General features: G+C 63.9%; 13 protein-coding genes and 1 pseudogene. 3 read left to right on the forward strand and 11 right to left on the reverse strand.

What is annotated here, in order from left to right:
- The 3 genes from BQ4888_RS06575 to tnpA form a co-directional block, all read right to left on the reverse strand.
- A partial coding sequence (locus BQ4888_RS06575) for an IS66 family transposase (RefSeq protein WP_170232776.1) occupies positions 1–563 on the reverse strand: 563 nt, incomplete at its 3' end.
- Between the two features lie 111 nt (positions 564–674).
- On the reverse strand, positions 675–1,001 hold the full coding sequence (tnpB, locus tag BQ4888_RS06580; RefSeq protein ID WP_140396610.1) for an IS66 family insertion sequence element accessory protein TnpB: 327 nt from the start codon (positions 999–1,001) through the stop codon (positions 675–677).
- A gap of 3 nt (positions 1,002–1,004) precedes the next feature.
- Complete coding sequence (gene tnpA / locus BQ4888_RS06585) at positions 1,005–1,286, reverse strand: IS66 family insertion sequence element accessory protein TnpA (protein ID WP_092055349.1); 282 nt, start codon at positions 1,284–1,286, stop codon at positions 1,005–1,007.
- Positions 1,287–1,374: 88 nt separating this feature from the next.
- Here tnpA and BQ4888_RS17515 point away from each other — a divergent pair, with 88 nt between their 5' ends.
- Positions 1,375–1,536 carry a hypothetical protein gene (locus BQ4888_RS17515; RefSeq protein WP_170232777.1) on the forward strand — a complete coding sequence of 54 codons (162 nt, stop codon included), beginning with the start codon at positions 1,375–1,377 and terminating at the stop codon, positions 1,534–1,536.
- Between the two features lie 224 nt (positions 1,537–1,760).
- On the opposite strand, the gene BQ4888_RS06590 is transcribed toward BQ4888_RS17515, so the two are convergent.
- The 5 genes from BQ4888_RS06590 to BQ4888_RS06610 all read right to left on the reverse strand — a co-directional run bounded on the left by BQ4888_RS06590 (position 1,761) and on the right by BQ4888_RS06610 (position 10,497).
- On the reverse strand, positions 1,761–2,162 hold the full coding sequence (locus tag BQ4888_RS06590; RefSeq protein ID WP_092055353.1) for a HEPN domain-containing protein: 402 nt from the start codon (positions 2,160–2,162) through the stop codon (positions 1,761–1,763).
- On the reverse strand, positions 2,159–2,482 hold the full coding sequence (locus tag BQ4888_RS06595) for a nucleotidyltransferase domain-containing protein (RefSeq protein ID WP_092055356.1): 324 nt from the start codon (positions 2,480–2,482) through the stop codon (positions 2,159–2,161). The genes BQ4888_RS06590 and BQ4888_RS06595 overlap by 4 nt, the downstream gene beginning before the upstream one ends.
- A 273-nt stretch (positions 2,483–2,755) precedes the next feature.
- Complete coding sequence (locus BQ4888_RS06600; RefSeq protein WP_170232778.1) at positions 2,756–4,201, reverse strand: toll/interleukin-1 receptor domain-containing protein; 1,446 nt, start codon at positions 4,199–4,201, stop codon at positions 2,756–2,758.
- 13 nt (positions 4,202–4,214) lie between these two features.
- Complete coding sequence (locus BQ4888_RS06605; protein WP_092055361.1) at positions 4,215–9,494, reverse strand: DUF7379 domain-containing protein; 5,280 nt, start codon at positions 9,492–9,494, stop codon at positions 4,215–4,217.
- 40 nt (positions 9,495–9,534) lie between these two features.
- Positions 9,535–10,497: a peptidoglycan-binding domain-containing protein gene (locus tag BQ4888_RS06610; protein ID WP_092055363.1), complete on the reverse strand. Its 963-nt coding sequence runs from the start codon at positions 10,495–10,497 to the stop codon at positions 9,535–9,537.
- A gap of 352 nt (positions 10,498–10,849) precedes the next feature.
- On the opposite strand from BQ4888_RS06610, the pseudogene BQ4888_RS06615 reads away from it, so the two are divergent.
- Positions 10,850–11,788 (forward strand): annotated as a pseudogene (locus BQ4888_RS06615) (DNA glycosylase AlkZ-like family protein); the annotation flags it as partial.
- Between the two features lie 124 nt (positions 11,789–11,912).
- On the forward strand, positions 11,913–13,349 hold the full coding sequence (locus BQ4888_RS06620) for a DUF4139 domain-containing protein (protein WP_092055370.1): 1,437 nt from the start codon (positions 11,913–11,915) through the stop codon (positions 13,347–13,349).
- A 217-nt stretch (positions 13,350–13,566) separates the two neighbouring features.
- Here the strand turns inward: BQ4888_RS06620 and phoU are convergent, their stop codons facing one another.
- Genes phoU through pstA form a run of 3 tightly spaced genes read right to left on the reverse strand, consistent with a single transcriptional unit; the run spans position 13,567 to position 16,686 of the window.
- Positions 13,567–14,250, reverse strand: a complete 684-nt coding sequence (gene phoU, locus BQ4888_RS06625) for a phosphate signaling complex protein PhoU (RefSeq protein ID WP_092055374.1) — start codon at positions 14,248–14,250, stop codon at positions 13,567–13,569.
- A 13-nt stretch (positions 14,251–14,263) separates the two neighbouring features.
- A complete protein-coding gene (pstB, locus tag BQ4888_RS06630; protein WP_240746300.1) occupies positions 14,264–15,058 on the reverse strand; it encodes a phosphate ABC transporter ATP-binding protein PstB in 795 nt (264 codons plus the stop codon).
- Positions 15,059–15,099: 41 nt separating this feature from the next.
- Positions 15,100–16,686: a phosphate ABC transporter permease PstA gene (gene pstA, locus BQ4888_RS06635; protein ID WP_092055380.1), complete on the reverse strand. Its 1,587-nt coding sequence runs from the start codon at positions 16,684–16,686 to the stop codon at positions 15,100–15,102.
- Positions 16,687–16,758 lie beyond the last annotated feature (72 nt).

Genomic DNA, 16,758 nt, shown 5'->3' on the forward strand with positions numbered 1-16,758 from the left:
ACATCGCTGCGTCGCAGCATCTGCGCCTGCCGGTAGAGCGGCAAGTGATCGGCGTACTTGGCCGTTAAAATCGAGGCCAGCAGACTTTCATCCGCCGGACAACGAGCGATGACGCTGTCGGGCAGCGCCGCCGTCAGGATCCCCTGATCGGGGTCTTTGCGGGAGGCGTACTTGGGGCGGACATATTCGATGACAAAGAACTGCTCTGCCTTGCGGGCCAGCTTGCGGGTAATCTCCTCGCCGATGCGAACCAGCGGTTCGCCCGTCTCCGCACAGATCTTCTCGTCTTCGGGCAAATCGAGAAGCCGGCGCTCGACGGGCAGATCGTCGGGATAGGAGATCGTGTCGTTGCCCCGGTTCTTAGCGGATTTGTGCCGCTGGTAGCGGATCTCCTCCGTCGCTGCGGCAACGGGATCTGCCGCCACCTCGGCTTCGGCGAAGGGCAGACTCTGCTGCCCGAGATCGGCGACGATCCGCTCACTTTTGGCGCCAAACAGCTGCTTCTTCAACCAGGATAACTGCTCTTGCAGCAGGGCAATCTGCGCGCTTTGCTGCTCGATCAATTGCGCCTGCCGGCGAACCAGATCCTGCAGATCAGCTGTGGGCTTTGACGAGGTTAACATGCCGGAAATATAGCATGTTTGCCCCTGTTTTCGAAGCCAAAAGCGCCCACCTTATAAGGAAAAACGCCGGCTTAAGCGCTTCGGCACAATCCCTTCCAAAAGCAGGACAAACTGCTGTCGGGTCAGCTCCCGGCGGCCGGGAAAACAATCCGGAAAAGTGCCCTGCTCCAGCCGCTTGTACCAGATGGCGAACCCGTCGCCCTCCCAGGCCAGGATCTTGATCAGATTCCGGCGGCGGTTGAGAAACAGAAACAGCGAGCCGGTCAGAAGCTTTCCGGGGAAAGCGGCCTCGACCAGGGCGCTCAGCCCTTCGAAGCTCTTGCGCATGTCGACCGCCTGGTCGTACAACAGAATCGGCTGACAGCCCGTGGGATGCACCCGTCACACCGCTCGCAAAACCGACAGCACATCCCGCAGCAGCTCACGATCGAAGCCGCGCTCGATATGCAGGGTCATGCCGTTGCAGGAAAGAAGCAGTGACGAAGTCCCGAGGGTCAGCTCGACAAAGCGACCTGCCTTTTCCTGTTTCGGCTCCAGGCGCTTGCGCCAGTAGATGAAGCGATAGTAGCTTTCTTCATGCTGCCGGCACCAGGCGGCGATGCTCTGGCCGCTCTCCCGCCAAGCGGTAATTTTATCTGTCCATTCCTGCTTCAGGTCCGGCATCGGACAACCTCCTTGGGAGAAATACCATGGAGGCCAGCTTAGCCGACGCCTGCAGGCTCAACAAGATGGCTACGGTTGACGCTTACGCATGAAGAGTTCCAGCCGGTGGATCGCCTCGCTCTTCGAACAGATCGTCCCCGCCCCCTTCGATGACGAGGACTTCCCCTTCGAGGAGGGGGTGCACCCCCTCAAATTCGGCGTCACCCTCTACCTGCTGCGCCTGCCCACCGCCGAAACGGATGCCGACTGAAGAAAAACGGCCGTTTGAGGCCTTGACCGCATGCGGGCGTTTTCATCCGTCTGCCAAATTTTCCGCTAACTTGTCTTTTCAACCTCTCTCCCCGCAGGAGAGGGGCATGGGGGAGGGCGAACAACGGTGGCAGATGTGTAGGTTTGATTGGAAAATCTCAACCAGACAAAGGGCGGTTGGCGGCGTTTAAAAACGTCGGGTTAGCCCTGTGGGGCTAACCCGATCTACTTTTCTCTGCCGACAATATCCGTGGCCGCTTCGAAAAATTCCCGGGCGGATTTGACCGCATTGGCGGCGTCGGCAGCATCGATTTCGACCAGTTCCCGATAGTCGGCCGTCTGCCGCAACGTGAAGAGTTGGTGCAATAGGCGGGAAAAACGGGTGTCCATTCGCCCGGACTTGATCACCTCGCGATCGAAAACGGAAATCACTCCGGCATGTTTGGAGGTTTTGCAGTCGATTTCAAGACCAAGAAAGAGGGCGAGGGCGGTGTAAAACATGGCGTAATAGGCCCGGTTGACGAGGGTGCGGCTGGAGTAACCATCGGCCAGCATTTTCTCGGCTTCGAGCAGCGTCTCTTCCGCCTGACCGAGGCGGTAACGAAATAAGGTTTCCCGGTCGGTCATATCCGGAGTCCTTCCTCGGCAATAGCCTTGAGGACGGGAGAAGCGCGTAAGGGTGATTTTTCCACCTCGTAACGGCTGAACACCAGCGGGGCAATCACCACCTCGCGCTGGAAGCCGATCTCCCAGGCCACCTCGGAAATCCGCGCTTCAAGAGCCTTGTCGACCACCTCGAATTCAACAAAAACGTCCATGTCCGAGTCGCTGCCCGCGTCTCCCCGGGCGCGCGAGCCGAAGACCCGAAAGTCGAGCAGCGGAGCCAGGCGGGCCAGGCGCTCTTTCAGTTCCCGGGCGGTTTGCAGGTCGCTTTGGGTTAAAGGCATGGTTCTTTTTGCTCCTGCGGAATGAACGGGTTGCCGATAGGATTCTTTGTATTCGGTTTGAAACAGATGCTTTCAGTTAACCATCGATACTGCGAGAGATCAAGTAAAGATAAAGAGTTACAGCTGGTGGTTGATCCGGCCTGCACAGGCGTTCCGGGTCAGGCTTCCAAGTTGACAAGATGGTCAAAGTATCCAACATGAAATGTAAATGACGGTCACCTCATCCCCCTAACTCTTCTTCTCCCTCTCCCAACCCGTCGTTAAAGCTTCCGTTCAGGCCGTGGGCGGCCGGTTGCGCACGGCTTCGTTTCCTTCCCGTACCCAGAGATAGACGCTGCTGCCGTGGATGGCTGCGAAGCCCGTGGGTGGCGGCAGGTCCGGTTGCAGGGCCTGGATCTGGATGAAATCCTTAGTTTTCGCCTGTTTGGCCGTTTCCAGTTCCCAGCCGACCCAGGGGGAGGCGGCGCTGTGCCGGGACCAGAAGAGCATGAAGAGTTCCTGCCGGTGGATCGCCTCGGCCAGGGCGGGTTTCCATGCTTCCCCCTGGTGCAGGTCAATGCAGTCGAGGAAAAATTCGAGCCCGGCATGTCTGGTCAGGGCGTCGACCCGGTCGAGGACCCGGGAGCGGTCGCGGGAGGAATAGGAGGCGAAGGCGGTACGCGCCGGCGTCACCGCCGGAGTACGACGAATCTCGGCTTTGGCCGTGGCGCCGATTTCCAGGTCGAGACGCAGCCGGGCCACCACCGTCTCTTCGATGAGGACGTCGAATTTGAGGACGACGGTCTCCTCCAAAGCCTCCTTGGGGACTTCCACATCAAAGGGGACGAGGTTGCGGCCGCCCCGCCAGACGAACTCCTGCTCCGGCGGATCGATGCTCAGGCCGCGACCGCGCAGGCGCACCACGACCCGGGTGCCCTGAAGCCAGCGGCAACTCGCCAGCCCCAGGTGGGTTTCGCCGCGCGGGCTGCTTTTCGCCAACAGACGGCGCACCTCTTCTTCCTGTTCCGGAACATAGGCGGTGAAAGAGGCGGTGAATTCGCTCCCCGGCCTGACCGCCGTCGGCGCCGCCGCGCCGAGCCGGACTTCCTCCGGCTCGCTCTTTTCAGGAGCGGCCGTCGCCAGTGGCGCCGAACCCGTCCACAGCTCCGGCCCTTCCTCGTCCGCGCTTGGCGGCGCGCACGCCGGCTCGTCTACGGAGGGAGGGGCGGCCATGGCCTCTTCATCGGCGTCGGCCATTTTCGGCCGTTCCCGGGCGGACGGCCGGGCCGGAGCTCGAAAGCGCGCCAGGAATTTGGAGCGCTTCTTGGGCGGCGGGCCGCCGCCGCAGACCGGCCCGAGCAGCCGGGCGAAGAGCCGTTTAAGATCCGTCTCCCAGTGTTCTTCCGTCAACTCCAGCACGCCGTGCCGGGTCAGCTCCCGCAGTTCCTCGGGCAGTTGTCCGGCCTCCGGCAGAACCGCGCCGTCGACCAGTAACGGCAGCACGCGCGTCCCTCGATGCAGGACCTCGGCCAGCCGCCGGATCTTCGGCGTCATCGGCTCGCCCAGAGCTCGCGCCCCCTCCGGGCCGATGACCAGCAGCAGCCAGCCCTCCGCTCCCGGCGGCGGTTCCCCGCCGTCGTCGACCTGATCCTCCCCCAGGCGTTGTCGCAGGCGGCGGAGGATTTCCTCCCCCACCGCTTGTTCCCCGGCCGACAGCCATAAGACCTGGATGTGCGCCATCGTCGCCTCCTTTTCAGCCCAGAGAGAGCTTGAGCTTGTCCCGCAGCTCCAGCAGCGCCCGGCGGGTCTCGGCCTGGGCCTCGCCGTCGAGGAGGGCGATGATGAAATCGACATGCTCGATCACCGAACGCAGTTCCTTGGGGGTGGCGCCGCGCCGGAAGACGCGGAGATAGCCCTCGGCGACGGCCTCGCGATGGGCGGCGAGATCGCCGGCGGCGAGATGGCGGGTGAGCAGGCATTCGGTGCGGACGATGCCGTTCCAGAAATCGGGTTCGCGGTCGTCCCGTTCGTCGGCGATCTGTTCCACCTCCTTCAACCAGGTGCCCAGGGGGGCGCGGGCCTTGCGGGACTTCTTGCGCAGGTCGGCGAGATGCAGGCCGACCAGCCAGTTGAGCAGGGGATAGGGGTCGACGGCGCCGGTCTTCTGCCGCGCAAGTTCGTGGGCCTGGCGGTAGTAGTCGATCATCGCCGCCAGCGCCTCGTCCCGTTCCGCCCCCTCGGCGAGCATGGCCAGGCGCTTGCAGGCGCTGCCCATGAGACTCAGGCGCTCGCCGGTGATGCCGAGTTGCAGCAGCAGTTCCAGCCGACGCCGTCCGTCGCGGATCGCTTCCGCCGCCGCGGCAGTTCCCCCTTTGCCGGAATCGCCGGCGAGGCTCGCCCCCCAGCGAATCTGCAGATTGGCCAGCTGCTCGACGGCTTTCACCGAGAGCTCCGCCGGGTCGGCGCTCAGCGCCGCCTGGTAATGGCCGATCGCCGCCGCGAAGTCGTCGAGCTGACCGTAGGCCCGGCCCAGGGCGGAGCGCACCGCCGCCATCGACAACCAGGGGGCGGAGAGCCGTTCCTCGATGGCGCGCACCCGCGCCTTCAGCCCGGCGACGGCCTCCGGCGCCGCCGCGTAGGCATCGCCGGCGAGGTTTTCCAGATCGCTGATGACTTCGGCCACGGCGTGATAGGTGCCGACGCGGGTTTCCGTCTCGATCAGCCCTTCCCGGGGGACCAGGGTGTAGTCGGGGTCGCCGTAGCACTGATAGGCGCCCCAGCTGTTGACCGCCGGATATTCCTCGTAGATCCGCCGCCGGGCGGCGAGGACGGCGCGGCCGAACATACAGCCGGCGAGCATGCGCTGATAGAACTCCCGGGCGAAGAGGGCGGCGGCGGCGTCATCCACCGCCCAGCCCGCCGCCACCACCGCCCGCACGCCCATGCGGATGAGCTGGGTAGCGAGGTTGGCCGCCAGCTTATGTGGGTGGGCGAAGGTGAAGTCCGGGGCCTTCCCCTCTTCAATCCGTCCCAGATGGCAGCAGTTGATGAAGACCAGCTCCGGCACCTGACGCATCTGCCCGACCTCGGTGGGGGTCAGGAAGAGACCGGGGCCGAGGACCATGCCCGAGACCCGGCCGCCGCCGGCGCCGGGGATGGTAGAGGGCACGGGATAGTCGTAGACGCCGTGCCCGGCCAGATGCACCACCCGGTAGCCCTCGGCGAAGAGCGCCTTGATGACGCTGTCGGGGTCCGCCTCCTTGCCGATGCGGGCGATGACCTTGAATTCCTGGGCGGCCAGGGTTTCCACCACCGCCTTCGCTTCCTGCTGGGCGCCGGGGAGTTCGACCTGGTCGCTGGGCGGGTCGCCGACCACCAGGGCGATCTTGCCCGTGCTCATGTTGGGATTTTCCCGGTAGCTCTCCGTTTCCAGCTGGCGGATGATGCCGGCTTCGACCGCCAGGGGACGATCGCGATCCTGCATGAGTTCCCAGGGATAGCGGGCGGCGGCCTCGTTCAGCACCAGCACCAGATTCTGCCGGTCCGGCGTCTGCTCCTTGAGGCGGTTGGGGATGAGCAGTTCGAAGAGGGTGGTCGACAGCTGCCGGTCGCTGCCGGTGCGGGTGATGGCCTGCTCGACGAAGCGGTCGACCAAGGCGCGCTGGGTCGCTTGCAGGGAGACTTCGGCGCGGGCGCGGTCGGTGAGGGTGTTGAAGCGCAGGGCGCCGTCGGCTTCGGCGAGGATCTGCAAACGTCGCCACCAGCCTGGGGTTTCGGAGAAAGTCGGCCGCCGTCGCCCGCCAGGGACCGTGCCGATGCGCTCCTCGACGGTGAACTGGTCGTCCAGGTCCGGTTCGGTGACGGCTTGGGCGATGGCGCGGGCGGTTTGGATGGCGAGATCCTCGTAGAGCTCGATGAATTCCAGCTCGTCGATGAGCACCCGGTTGGCGTAGCGGGATTCGACCAGCACCCGATTGGCCTGGGCCAGGCCGCGCAGGATCGCCGCTACCGAATCCTGGACGCTCAGGCCGCCGGCACCGGTGCCGATGAGCAGGGTGGTCAGGGTCGCCGAGCGGCGTCCTTTGGGGTCCGCATTCCCTTCCATGCCGGCGCAGTCGGCGAGGGCGGCGGCGTACATCAACGCCGCCTTGGCGAAACAGGCGGTGAGCTTGCCGGAACTGAGCTCGCCGGCCTTGCCGAGGCCGACGACGATCGCTCCGCCGGGTTTGCCGCCGGGGTTGAGGAAGACCTCGGCGGTCTCCGCCGGGCCCGGATAGAGGCCGAGGCGATGGCGGGCGCGCAGGCGGCCGTCGAGCACCCGGTCGAGATAATCCTCGGCGCTGATGATGGTATCCCCCTGATAATGGCCGACCGCCACCGGATGGCGGGCGTAACGCAGGTTGCCGTGCCGAGCGGTGACGCGGATGCGGTGGCTCTCGGTTTTTTGCGGTTTATGGCGCAGGGCGCCGAGGGCGGCGGCGATGAGTTCCTGGCTGTCGGGATGGATCGTCAGTTCCTCGTCGGGGAGGACGAAGCGTTCCTCGGCGCCGCGCAGGGTGACCGGCGGCGTCTGCGGCAGGCGCCCGGTGTGGCCGCTTTGCAGCAGTTCGAGCAGGGCTGGGAAGGAGGGGGCGTGATCGGCCAGATTGCCGTGCTCGGCGGGCAGATACCAGACCGGCAGGCCCGCCGGAATTCCCGTCGCCCAGGGCACCCGGCCGTCCCCCCGGGCGCTGGCGAGGATGGTGATTTTCCCCTTCCCCTCCTGGCCGTCGAGGCGCAGCCCCACCGGCGTGGCCGGGGCCTGACCGGCGACGTAGAGCATGCGCCGGGGATCGGTCGGACTCTTGTCGAGGAGTTCGCGACAGGCGCGGGCGGCGGCCAGGGCGGCGGCGTCGGGCGGCACCCAGCCCTCGTTGTCGACGGCGCGCAGCTCCTGCCAGGTTTCCCGGGCGAAGAAATCCCGCTCCGCCGTCGCCGGCAGCATTTCCAGCACCCCGGGGAAGGCGGCGATAATCTTCAGCAACTCCTTCTGCGAATGGCGGAAATCGAGAAGCGCCAGTTGGCGAACGATCTTCTCCCGGCCGAGGAGCAGTCGGGGGATGACGTAGGAGCCGCCGTTGGGGGTGCCGAGCATGATCAAGCGGCCGCCGGGGTGGCGGGTCAGGCGCTCCCAGAGCTCCGGCCGCTCGGCGATCAGCACCCGCGCCACCAGCCCGCCCATGGAATGGGCGAGGAGTCGCACCGGCTGGTTCTGGGTTTCGGCTCGGTCGAGGGCGGCGGCGACCGCGTCGGCCAGGCGACGGGCTTCCTGAAGGATCGAGCGGCGCCAGTCGAAGGGGAAGGGGATGACCTCGTGGGAGGCCTGCAGATACTCGATGAGGTCGAGATAGGCCATGCCCACCGGCGCCTCGGCCACCACTCCGGAAGCGCCGATGGCCAGCTTGCGGAAGCCGCCGGCGGCGATATCAAGCGGGTCGAGCCAGATCCGGTCGCCGTCCACCGCCAGATGACTGCCCATGATGCCGGGGATGACCACCACCACCGGGCGCGGCTCCGTCGCCGCGCCGCGATAGACGGCGCGGGTGATCTCGCGGGGCGGTTCCAGGGGCAGGAAGTCGCCGCCCGGCTCGCCGGTCAGTACCGCCTTCAGCCCCAGGGTGCTGCGCTCGTTGCGGAAATAGTTGAAATGGTTGACGGCCGGCCCCTGATCGAACAGATAGCGGGCGCCCTGCGTCCGTGCCGCGCCACCGTACATGGCGCTGGTGTTGACCACCAGATCGTGATCCTCGCGGTAAAAGAGATTGGTGGCCAGTTCCTTCAGCCGCCCCCACAATCCCGAGCCTTCCAGATCTCCGGCGATCACCGAAAGGTCGGCCTCGGACTTGACCCCGGGGCGGTTGAGCACCGCCACCAGCGGCGACTCGGGCATCATCCCTTCCAGTCCCGGCAGTTCCTCCGGCTGGGTGCGGGTCTTGACCATGGCCAGCAGAAAATCGCTGGTCAGGTCGTAGATGGCGCTGGCTTTCAAGGCCGGAACCAGGCCGAGGGCGTTCAAGATGATCGACAGGTAGCGGTCGAGACGTTTCGACGCCAGGGTCGTCCCCCGCGCCGGACAGGCGACGCGCACGAAGCGCTCGACCCGCAGCCCCTTGCTTTTGAGCAGTTGCCCCAGTTCCCGCAGGGCGGCGTGATCCCGCGCCCGTTCCGGCTGGGCGAAGCGGGCGAGATCCTCGTCGTCGAAGGGCAGTCGCCCCCCGGCCAGGGCGCCCCGGCAGAGGAGCTCGCCGATCAGTCCGCCCCGGGAATGGCTGACCAGATGCAGCCGCGCCCCCTTCGGCAGCAGGCGCACGAGTTCCAGGGCGTTTTCGACGGGACTTTGGCTGAGGGTGCGGTGCTGATAGGCGAAGAGATTGCCGCGATAGTAGTCGTTCAGGGCTTTGAGCACCGGCAGCTGCGGCCGTTCCCAGAGGCCGCCGAAACTGCCGTCGGTGCTCGACGCGGTGCCGTGCAGAAAGAGCAGGGCCGGCGCGTCATTGGCGAAGGGGGCTTCGCCGGAAGCCAGGGGACGCAGTTCGCAGCGGTCGGCAAAGGGGCAGCGATAGAGCCCCGGCCCCGGCTGCAGCTGGTCTTCGAGCCGGGCGGCGATGGCGACGGCGGCTTCCTCCGCCAGTTCGACGTGGAAGATGCGCAGCGCTTTCAGCGCCCAGCGGCCGAAGCCCCGGCTCGGCGTGCCGAAGGGGAGCTCCGTCGGCAACAGCAGCTCCTCCTCTCCCCGCTCCGCTTGGGGCGGCAGGTCCTCGCGCAGCTGCGCCGCCGTTGTCCAGAGGCGCAGCCCCCCTTCGAGTTCCAACTCCATCAGGGCGTCGTCGGCCAGACCCTTGAGAGTCACGCCTTCGCCGACGGCGGCTCGGGTCAGGTCGAGACGAAAGGCGTCGACCGCTTTTACCGTCAGCAGGCCGCCGGCCCGTTTGCCTTCCAGTTCATGGGGGGCGACCCGGGATTCCCGTTGTCCGGGGATGCGCAGATTCTGCATGGACTATCTCCTTCATCATTTGGGGTTTTACGGGATTCCGTCAGCAGGGAGCCAGCTGGATGCCGAACTGATCCGCGAGATGGACGTAATGGCCGTGCACCGTTCCCTCGCCCCGGGCGATGGCCAACTTGCGTTTGCGCACATCCTCGATCCAGCGGGGATTGCTCGCCTCGGCCCGGCGGTTGGCGATGATCTCCAGCCGCGCCGCCTCCAGCGCTTCCCCCTCCAGCACTGTGCCGAGGCGGGCGAAGTCGCTGAAAATCTGCGATTTGACCAGGGACGAGATGCTGCCGTTCTGGACTTTGATGTCGAACATCAACGCCGTCGCCCGCTGCGACCAGAGGCCGTACTGTTGGCAAAGCTCCTGGGCCTGGGCGAAGAGGCGGTCGGCGTGGCGCACCTGGATGTCCTGGAATTCCTTGATCCGGCCCAGGCTTTTGAGCAGTCCGCGCCAGGGTTCGGCGAGGACATAGCGGCGCTGGTCCTGGATCGAGCGCACCCAGGCCAGCTGCTCATCCTTGCCCGAGGTGAAAACCGCCTGGAGTTCGGGATAGTAATCCTGGCACAGCTCCTCGAGCAGGGCCGGATGTTCCTGGGCCATCTCCTTGAACAGGGGTTGCAGGGATCCCTGGCCGAGGTTCCATTGCAGGGCGCCGAAGCTCAGGCCCTGACCGTCGAAGTCGCCGGTGATGCCGGCGAAACAGTCGGGCACCGGCCGCCCCGTCTCGAAAGAGCCGGTCAGGGCCAGGCAGCGGTAATTGAGGCTCTCACAGGTAATCGCCGGCTTCGGCAGGTCCGCTTCGCTGAAAAGGGCACTCCAGCTTTTAGCGCCGACGATGCCGTCCGCGGCGATTCCCCGGCTCTTCTGGAAGCGCTTCACTGCCGCCTCGCTGCCGCCGCCGAAGATGCCGTCGAGATCACCGAGATATAAGCCGAGCTCCTTGAGTTTTTCCTGAATACGCCGAACTTCCGGGCCTTTGCTACCCCGTCGATAAACGCTCATGGTCAGCCTCCTTGCCGGGTCTTGGTCATTTTAGGGGATGGATGGGATGGCGCCGCGCGGCGGCCTGAGCTAAATTTATAACAGCTTTTTGTCGTTTCGCCCGGGGTGGGAAAGGTTTCCAGTTTATGGTTGTGCTTCCCATCGCAGCGGATTATCTTCGGTTATCGATCTTTCGCAGCGGTCGTTTTTGTTCGGGGGGCACCTTGTCTCCTTGCCCGTTAGCGAATTTGATATCGCGGCAATCGCTCTGCATTGTTCCGGAAGGTTAGTCAACCGATGAGCAACAAAGAAATTGCTGAACTGATCGGAAAGGGCGAAAGCCTGACGCTGGAGTTCAAAAGTGACCTAAAGGTTTTTCCGCAAACCGCTGCTCGAAACCTTTGAGGAGGTGGAACTGCTTTTCAAGGCCAGGGTAGAGGAAGAAGAGATCCAAGTGGGGCTCTTTCGGGTGCCGGTTCCGAATTACGACCGCCGCGCCTTTCGTGAGGCCTTTGTCAATGCCTTGGTGCATCGCGATTTCAGCCGACTGGGCGCGGTGCATGTAAAAATCAGCGATGACGGGTTATCCGTCTCGAATCCGGGGGGATTTGTCGAAGGGGTGACCCTCGAAAACCTGCTTGTCGCCGCCCCCCGCTCCCGCAATCCACTGCTGGCCGATGTCATCAAGCGCATCGGCTTGGCCGAGCGGACCGGTCGTGGCATTGACCGTATTTACGAAGGCATGTTGCGTTATGGGCGCCCGGCGCCCGATTATTCCCTCTCCGACGCCTTTACCGTCAGTGTTCTGCTTGCCAATGCCGCCGCCGATCTCGATTTTCTGAGGATGGTCGTTGAGCAGGAGGACAAGTTGGGTACCATGCCGATCGACTCTCTCATTATCCTCTCTCGGCTGAGGGAGGAACGTCGGTTGACGACCGCCGATTTGGTGCCTTCCGTGCAGAAGTCCGAGGCCAATGTCAGGGCGGCGCTGGAAAAACTCGTCGAGACCGGTTTTCTTGAGCCGCACGGAACCGGCCGAGGTCGCACTTACACCCTGAGCGCGGCTCACTATCAGCATGCGGGCAAAAAGGCGGAATATATACGTCAAGCAGGGTTTGCCCCGATTCAACAAGAACAGATGGTTCTGAACTATATTGATAAACATGGGAATATAAAGCGTTCTGACGCCGCCGACCTGTGCCGTATCAGCCCGTTCCAGGCGACTCGCCTTTTTAAAAGGCTGGTGGAAGCCGGCATGATCAAGCCGATTGGTCAGGGGAAGGGGACTCGCTATGAGCGCCAGTGTCAATAAATACGTGCGGCGCTCGTATCCGCTCGCATTTTAGAAACGGTGCTCGCATCCAACCCCAAAAGGCCTGTTCCCAGTTCATCACTTCACTGTGTTGTGCCTTCTCTCTTTCTTCAAAGGAGGTCCCATGTCTCGTATCCTCTTATCGTTACTCTGCCTCGCTCTTTTGTCCCCCCTGCCGCTTCGGGCGGAGGTGGAAGAGCAGCGCAGCACGTTGGCCGACCAGCAGGAAGTGGCGGTCACTATCTACAACGATAATCTTGCCCTGATCCGTGATCAGCGTCAGGTGACCTTGAACGCCGGGGAGAACCACCTGGCGTTGCGCGAGGTGAGCGCCGGCATGCGTCCGGAAACCGCCCTGTTGCATAGTCTGACCGATCCCCAGGGGCTGCGGGTGATCGAGCAGAATTTCGATTTCGATCTGCTCACCCCGGGCAAGCTGCTGGAAAAATATGTCGGGAAAAAGGTCCAGGTGGTACGAACCCATCCTCAGACCGGGGCGGAAAGTTTCGAGACGGCCGAGGTGCTGGCCGCCGTCGAGGGGCCGGTGCTGAAAATCGGCGACCGCATCGAGACCGGGGTGCCGGGGCGGCTGGTCTACCCCGACGTTCCCGCCAATCTGCGCGACCGGCCGACCCTGGTCACCCAGCTGCACAGCGACCAGGGGGGCGAGCAGCAGATCGAGCTGTCCTACCTGACCTCGGGCCTCTCCTGGGCCGCCGACTACGTGGCGCAGCTCGACGCCAAGGGGGAGCGGCTCGACCTTTCCGGCTGGGTGACCTTGACCAACCGCAGCGGTGCGACCTACCGCCAGGCGCGCCTGCAACTGGTGGCGGGGGATGTCAATCAGGTGCGTCAGGTGACGCCCATGGCCCGGGATTTTGCCATGGAGAAGGGGATGGTCGCCGCCAGCGCGCCGATGCGGGAGGAGAGCCTTTTCGAATACCATCTTTACAGCCTCGACCGCCCCACCACCTTGGCCGACAACCAGACCAAGCAGGTCAGCCTGCTCGGCGCCGCCGGGGTGCCGGTAGCGCGGGAGTACCTGCTGCAGGGGGGGGATTATTATTACCGCGACCGTTTCGACAGCCTCGGCGATCAGCTCAAGGTCGGGGTTTTTCTCGAACTGGTCAACAGCGAAAAGGCCGGGCTGGGGATGCCCTTGCCCAAGGGGATCGTCCGGGTCTATCAGAAGGACAGTCGCGGCAATGCCCAGTTTGTCGGCGAGGACCGCATCGATCACACGCCGAAAAACGAAACGATCCGCCTCAAACTCGGCGACGCCTTCGACGTCACCGCCAAAAGAAAACAGACCGATTTCAAGAAACTGGGAGGGGATGGCCGTTACAATTACATCTTCGAGAGTGCCTACGAAATCGTGCTGAAGAATGCCAAGAGCGAGGCGGTGACGGTCAAGGTGGCGGAACCCTTGCCGGGGGACTGGAAAATCGCCCAGGAGAGCCATCCCCACGAAAAGGCGGCCTGGGGGCTGGCGCTCTGGTCGGTGCCGGTGCCCGCCGAGGGGAGCACGACGCTGACCTATCGGGCGCGGGTGCGCTACTAAGTCAGGTTGAGAAAAAACGCCCATCTGCGGCGTTGCCCTCATTCTCGTCGCTGCGACGTACCTATCGGTACGCCTCACTCCTCGAATTTCGGGCGCCTTGCATCTGGGCATTTTTGCTCAGCCTGAAATCATCCCCGGTTTTCTTTTCTCTTCTTCCGAAAAACGGCCAGGCCTCCGGAATGTTCCGGAGGCCTGGCCTTTCCTTGTTGTGCCGTCGTCATTCGCCGTCCGGCGCCCAGGTGCACCAGGTGTTGGTGTGGCGGACGATCTCCCCTTCGATCATGTAGTAGACATCCTCGGCGATGTTGGTCGCCAGATCGGCGATCCGCTCCAGATGGCGGGAGATGGTCAGGTAGTGGCTCAATGGATCGATCCGCTCCGGGTGTTGGCGGATCTGCTCCTTGATCAGGGTGAAGTTTTCCTTGTGCTGCCGGTCGACGTCGTCGTCCAGGCGCAGAACCTTGCGCGCCAGCTGCACATCGAGGCGGACCAGGCTGTCGAGGCTCATCTTCAGCATGTTACGGGCTTTGCGGGCCATCTCCGCGCAGTCGTAGGGGGGGGCGATGCGCGGGCCGGCGGCCAGGGCCAGGGACTGGTCGGCGATGTTGGCGGCGAGGTCGCCGATGCGCTCCAGATCGTTGTTGATCTTGAGCACGGCGATGATGTAGCGCAGGTCGATGGCGACCGGCTGGTGCAGGGCCAGGACCTTGAGGCATTCCTCCTCCAGCTCCACCTCCATGTGGTTGATCTCTTCGTCGCGGCCGATGACCTGTTTGGCCAGGGACGCGTCGAAGGTGTCGAGCGCCTGGATCGCCTGATCCACCCCTTCCTCGACGACGGCGCACAGGGTCAGCAGCTGGGTCTTGAGCCGGTCGAGTTCCTTCTGCATCAATAATGTCATGAATTCAACTCCCTTAGCCGAATCGGCCGGTGATGTAGTCTTCGGTCTGCTTGTTCTTGGGTTTCATGAAGATCTTTTTGGTCGCGCCGTGTTCCACCAGCAGCCCCTCGTAGAGGAAGGCGGTGTGGTCGGAGACCCGCGCCGCCTGCTGCATGTTGTGGGTGACGATGATGATGGTGTAGTCCTGGCGCAGTTCGCCGATCAGTTCCTCGACCCGGGCCGTCGACTTGGGGTCGAGGGCGCTGCACGGCTCGTCCATGAGGATGACCTCGGGATTGACGGCGATGGCGCGGGCGATGCAGAGGCGCTGCTGCTGGCCGCCGGACATGCCGAGGGCCGACTCCTGCAGGCGGTCCTTGACCTCGTCCCATAGGGCCGCCCCTTTCAGGCTGCGTTCCACCGCCTCGTCGAGGGCCGCCTTGTCCTTGACCCCGGCGATGCGCAGGCCGTAGATGACGTTCTCGTAGATCGATTTGGGGAAGGGGTTGGACTTCTGGAAGACCATGCCGACCCGGCGGCGCAGTTCAATGACGTCCATGGCCGGGCCGTTGATGTCGGTGCCGCCGAGGAGGATTTCTCCCTCGACGCGGGTGCCGTCGACCAGATCGTTCATGCGGTTGAGGCAGCGCAGAAAGGTCGACTTGCCGCAGCCGGAAGGACCGATCAGCGCCGTCACCTGGCGGCGAGGGAAGGTCAGGTTGAGATTGTACAGGGCCTGGGAGTTGCCGTAGTAAAAATTCAGTTTCTTGACGTCGATGACCGGAACGTCCGGCTCGGCGGCAGGGGTAACGCGGGTGTTTTGATCCACAGTCGACCTCGTTTGAAAAATGTCCGGAAAGCGAAAGCTTTCTAGAAGGTTCCGTAGGTGTAGCGCTTCTTCATCTTGTTGCGCAGGTAGATGGCCAGGCTGCTCATCATCAGCACGATCAGCACCAGCAGCAAGGTGGTGACGTAGACCATCGGCAGCGCCGCTTCGACGTTCGGCGACTGGAAGGCGATGTCGTAGATGTGGAAGCCCAGGTGCATGAACTTGCGGTCCAGATGCAGAAAGGGAAAGGTGCCGTCCAACGGCAGGGTCGGCGCCAGCTTGACCACGCCGGTGATCATCAGCGGCGCGACTTCGCCGGCGGCGCGGGCCATGGCCAAAATCAGGCCGGTCATGATGCCGGGGGAGGCCATCGGCAGCAGAATCCGCACCAGCGTCTGGAATTTGGTCGAGCCGAGGGCGAGGGAGCCTTCACGGATGCCGGCGGAGATGGCGCCGAGGGCTTCCTCGGTGGCGACGATGACCACCGGCACGGTGAGCAGAGCCAGGGTCAGGCTCGCCCAGAGGATGCCGCCGGTGCCGAAGGTCGGCGTCGGCAGGCGCTCGGGGAAGAGCAGTTGGTCGAGGCCCGAGCCGAGGCCGTAGACGAAGAAGCCGAGGCCGAAGATGCCGTAGACGATGGAGGGGATGCCGGCGAGGTTGTTGACGGCGATGCGCACCATGCGCACCAGCGGGCCGTCCTTGGCGTACTCCTTGAGATAGACGGCGGCCAGCACGCCCAGGGGAAAGGAGAAGAGGCTCATCAGGAAGATCAGCATGACCGTGCCGAAGATCGCTGGAAAAAGCCCTCCTTCGGTGTTCGCTTCGCGGGGCTCGCCGACGAAGAGCTCTTTGACCTTGTCGAGATAGACCAAGCTCTTGCCCCAGACGCCCAGCGCGTTGGGCGGATAATGGCGCACGATTTCAGAGGCCTGAAGGGTTTTCTCCTGGCCGTCGGCGGCGACAAAGGTGGCCGTGTAGTCGCGCAGTTCGGCGGCGGCTGCGGCCTGCTCGGCCATGATCCGCTCGAACCCGGCGCGGAGTTGCCCCAGGCGCTGGTCGATGTCGGCGATCGCCTGCGCGTTTTCTTCGGCCCCCTGGTGAGCCAGTTTCTGCCGGCGCTGTTCAAGCTTAGCGACCTCGCGGTTCAGTGCGGCCATTTCTTTGTCCAGTTTTCGCACTCCTTCGTTCTGTTCCGCGACCCGCTCCAGCAGTCGTTGCAGGGCCGGCAGGTCGGTGCCGCTCAGGTTTGGCCCGGAGACGCTCGTCAACATCCCGTAAAAATTGCCGTATTCCTTTCGTTCCAGAACCAGGGCGGCGGCCGGTTCCTCCCGGTTGACGATGTTCGCCTCGTCGATCCAGCGGAAATCGAGGCCGTAGAGATCGCGGTTGCCGATCTTGAACTGCAGGCGCATCCCCTCGCCGGAAGCGGCGAGTTTGCGCTGGGTGATCTCGCCCAATACCCGGCTGCCGTCATCCAAGGTCGCCAGAGTCAGGTTTTTCGGCCAGAAGACCCCGAGGCCGTTGATCAGGATGACGATGATCAGGGTCGCGGCGATGATCAGGGTCAGGGCCATGGCGGCGCCAGTGGCCCAGACCATCGGTTCGCCTTCACGCCAGTATTTTTTCATAAATTTAAATCCCGTAAGTGTTGCTTGTCGCTCGTCACTCGTAAAGGGTGACGGGTTTCAAATGCAGGGGCC

It is taken from the genome of Desulfuromonas acetexigens (assembly GCF_900111775.1).
GTDB lineage: Bacteria > Desulfobacterota > Desulfuromonadia > Desulfuromonadales > Trichloromonadaceae > Trichloromonas > Trichloromonas acetexigens.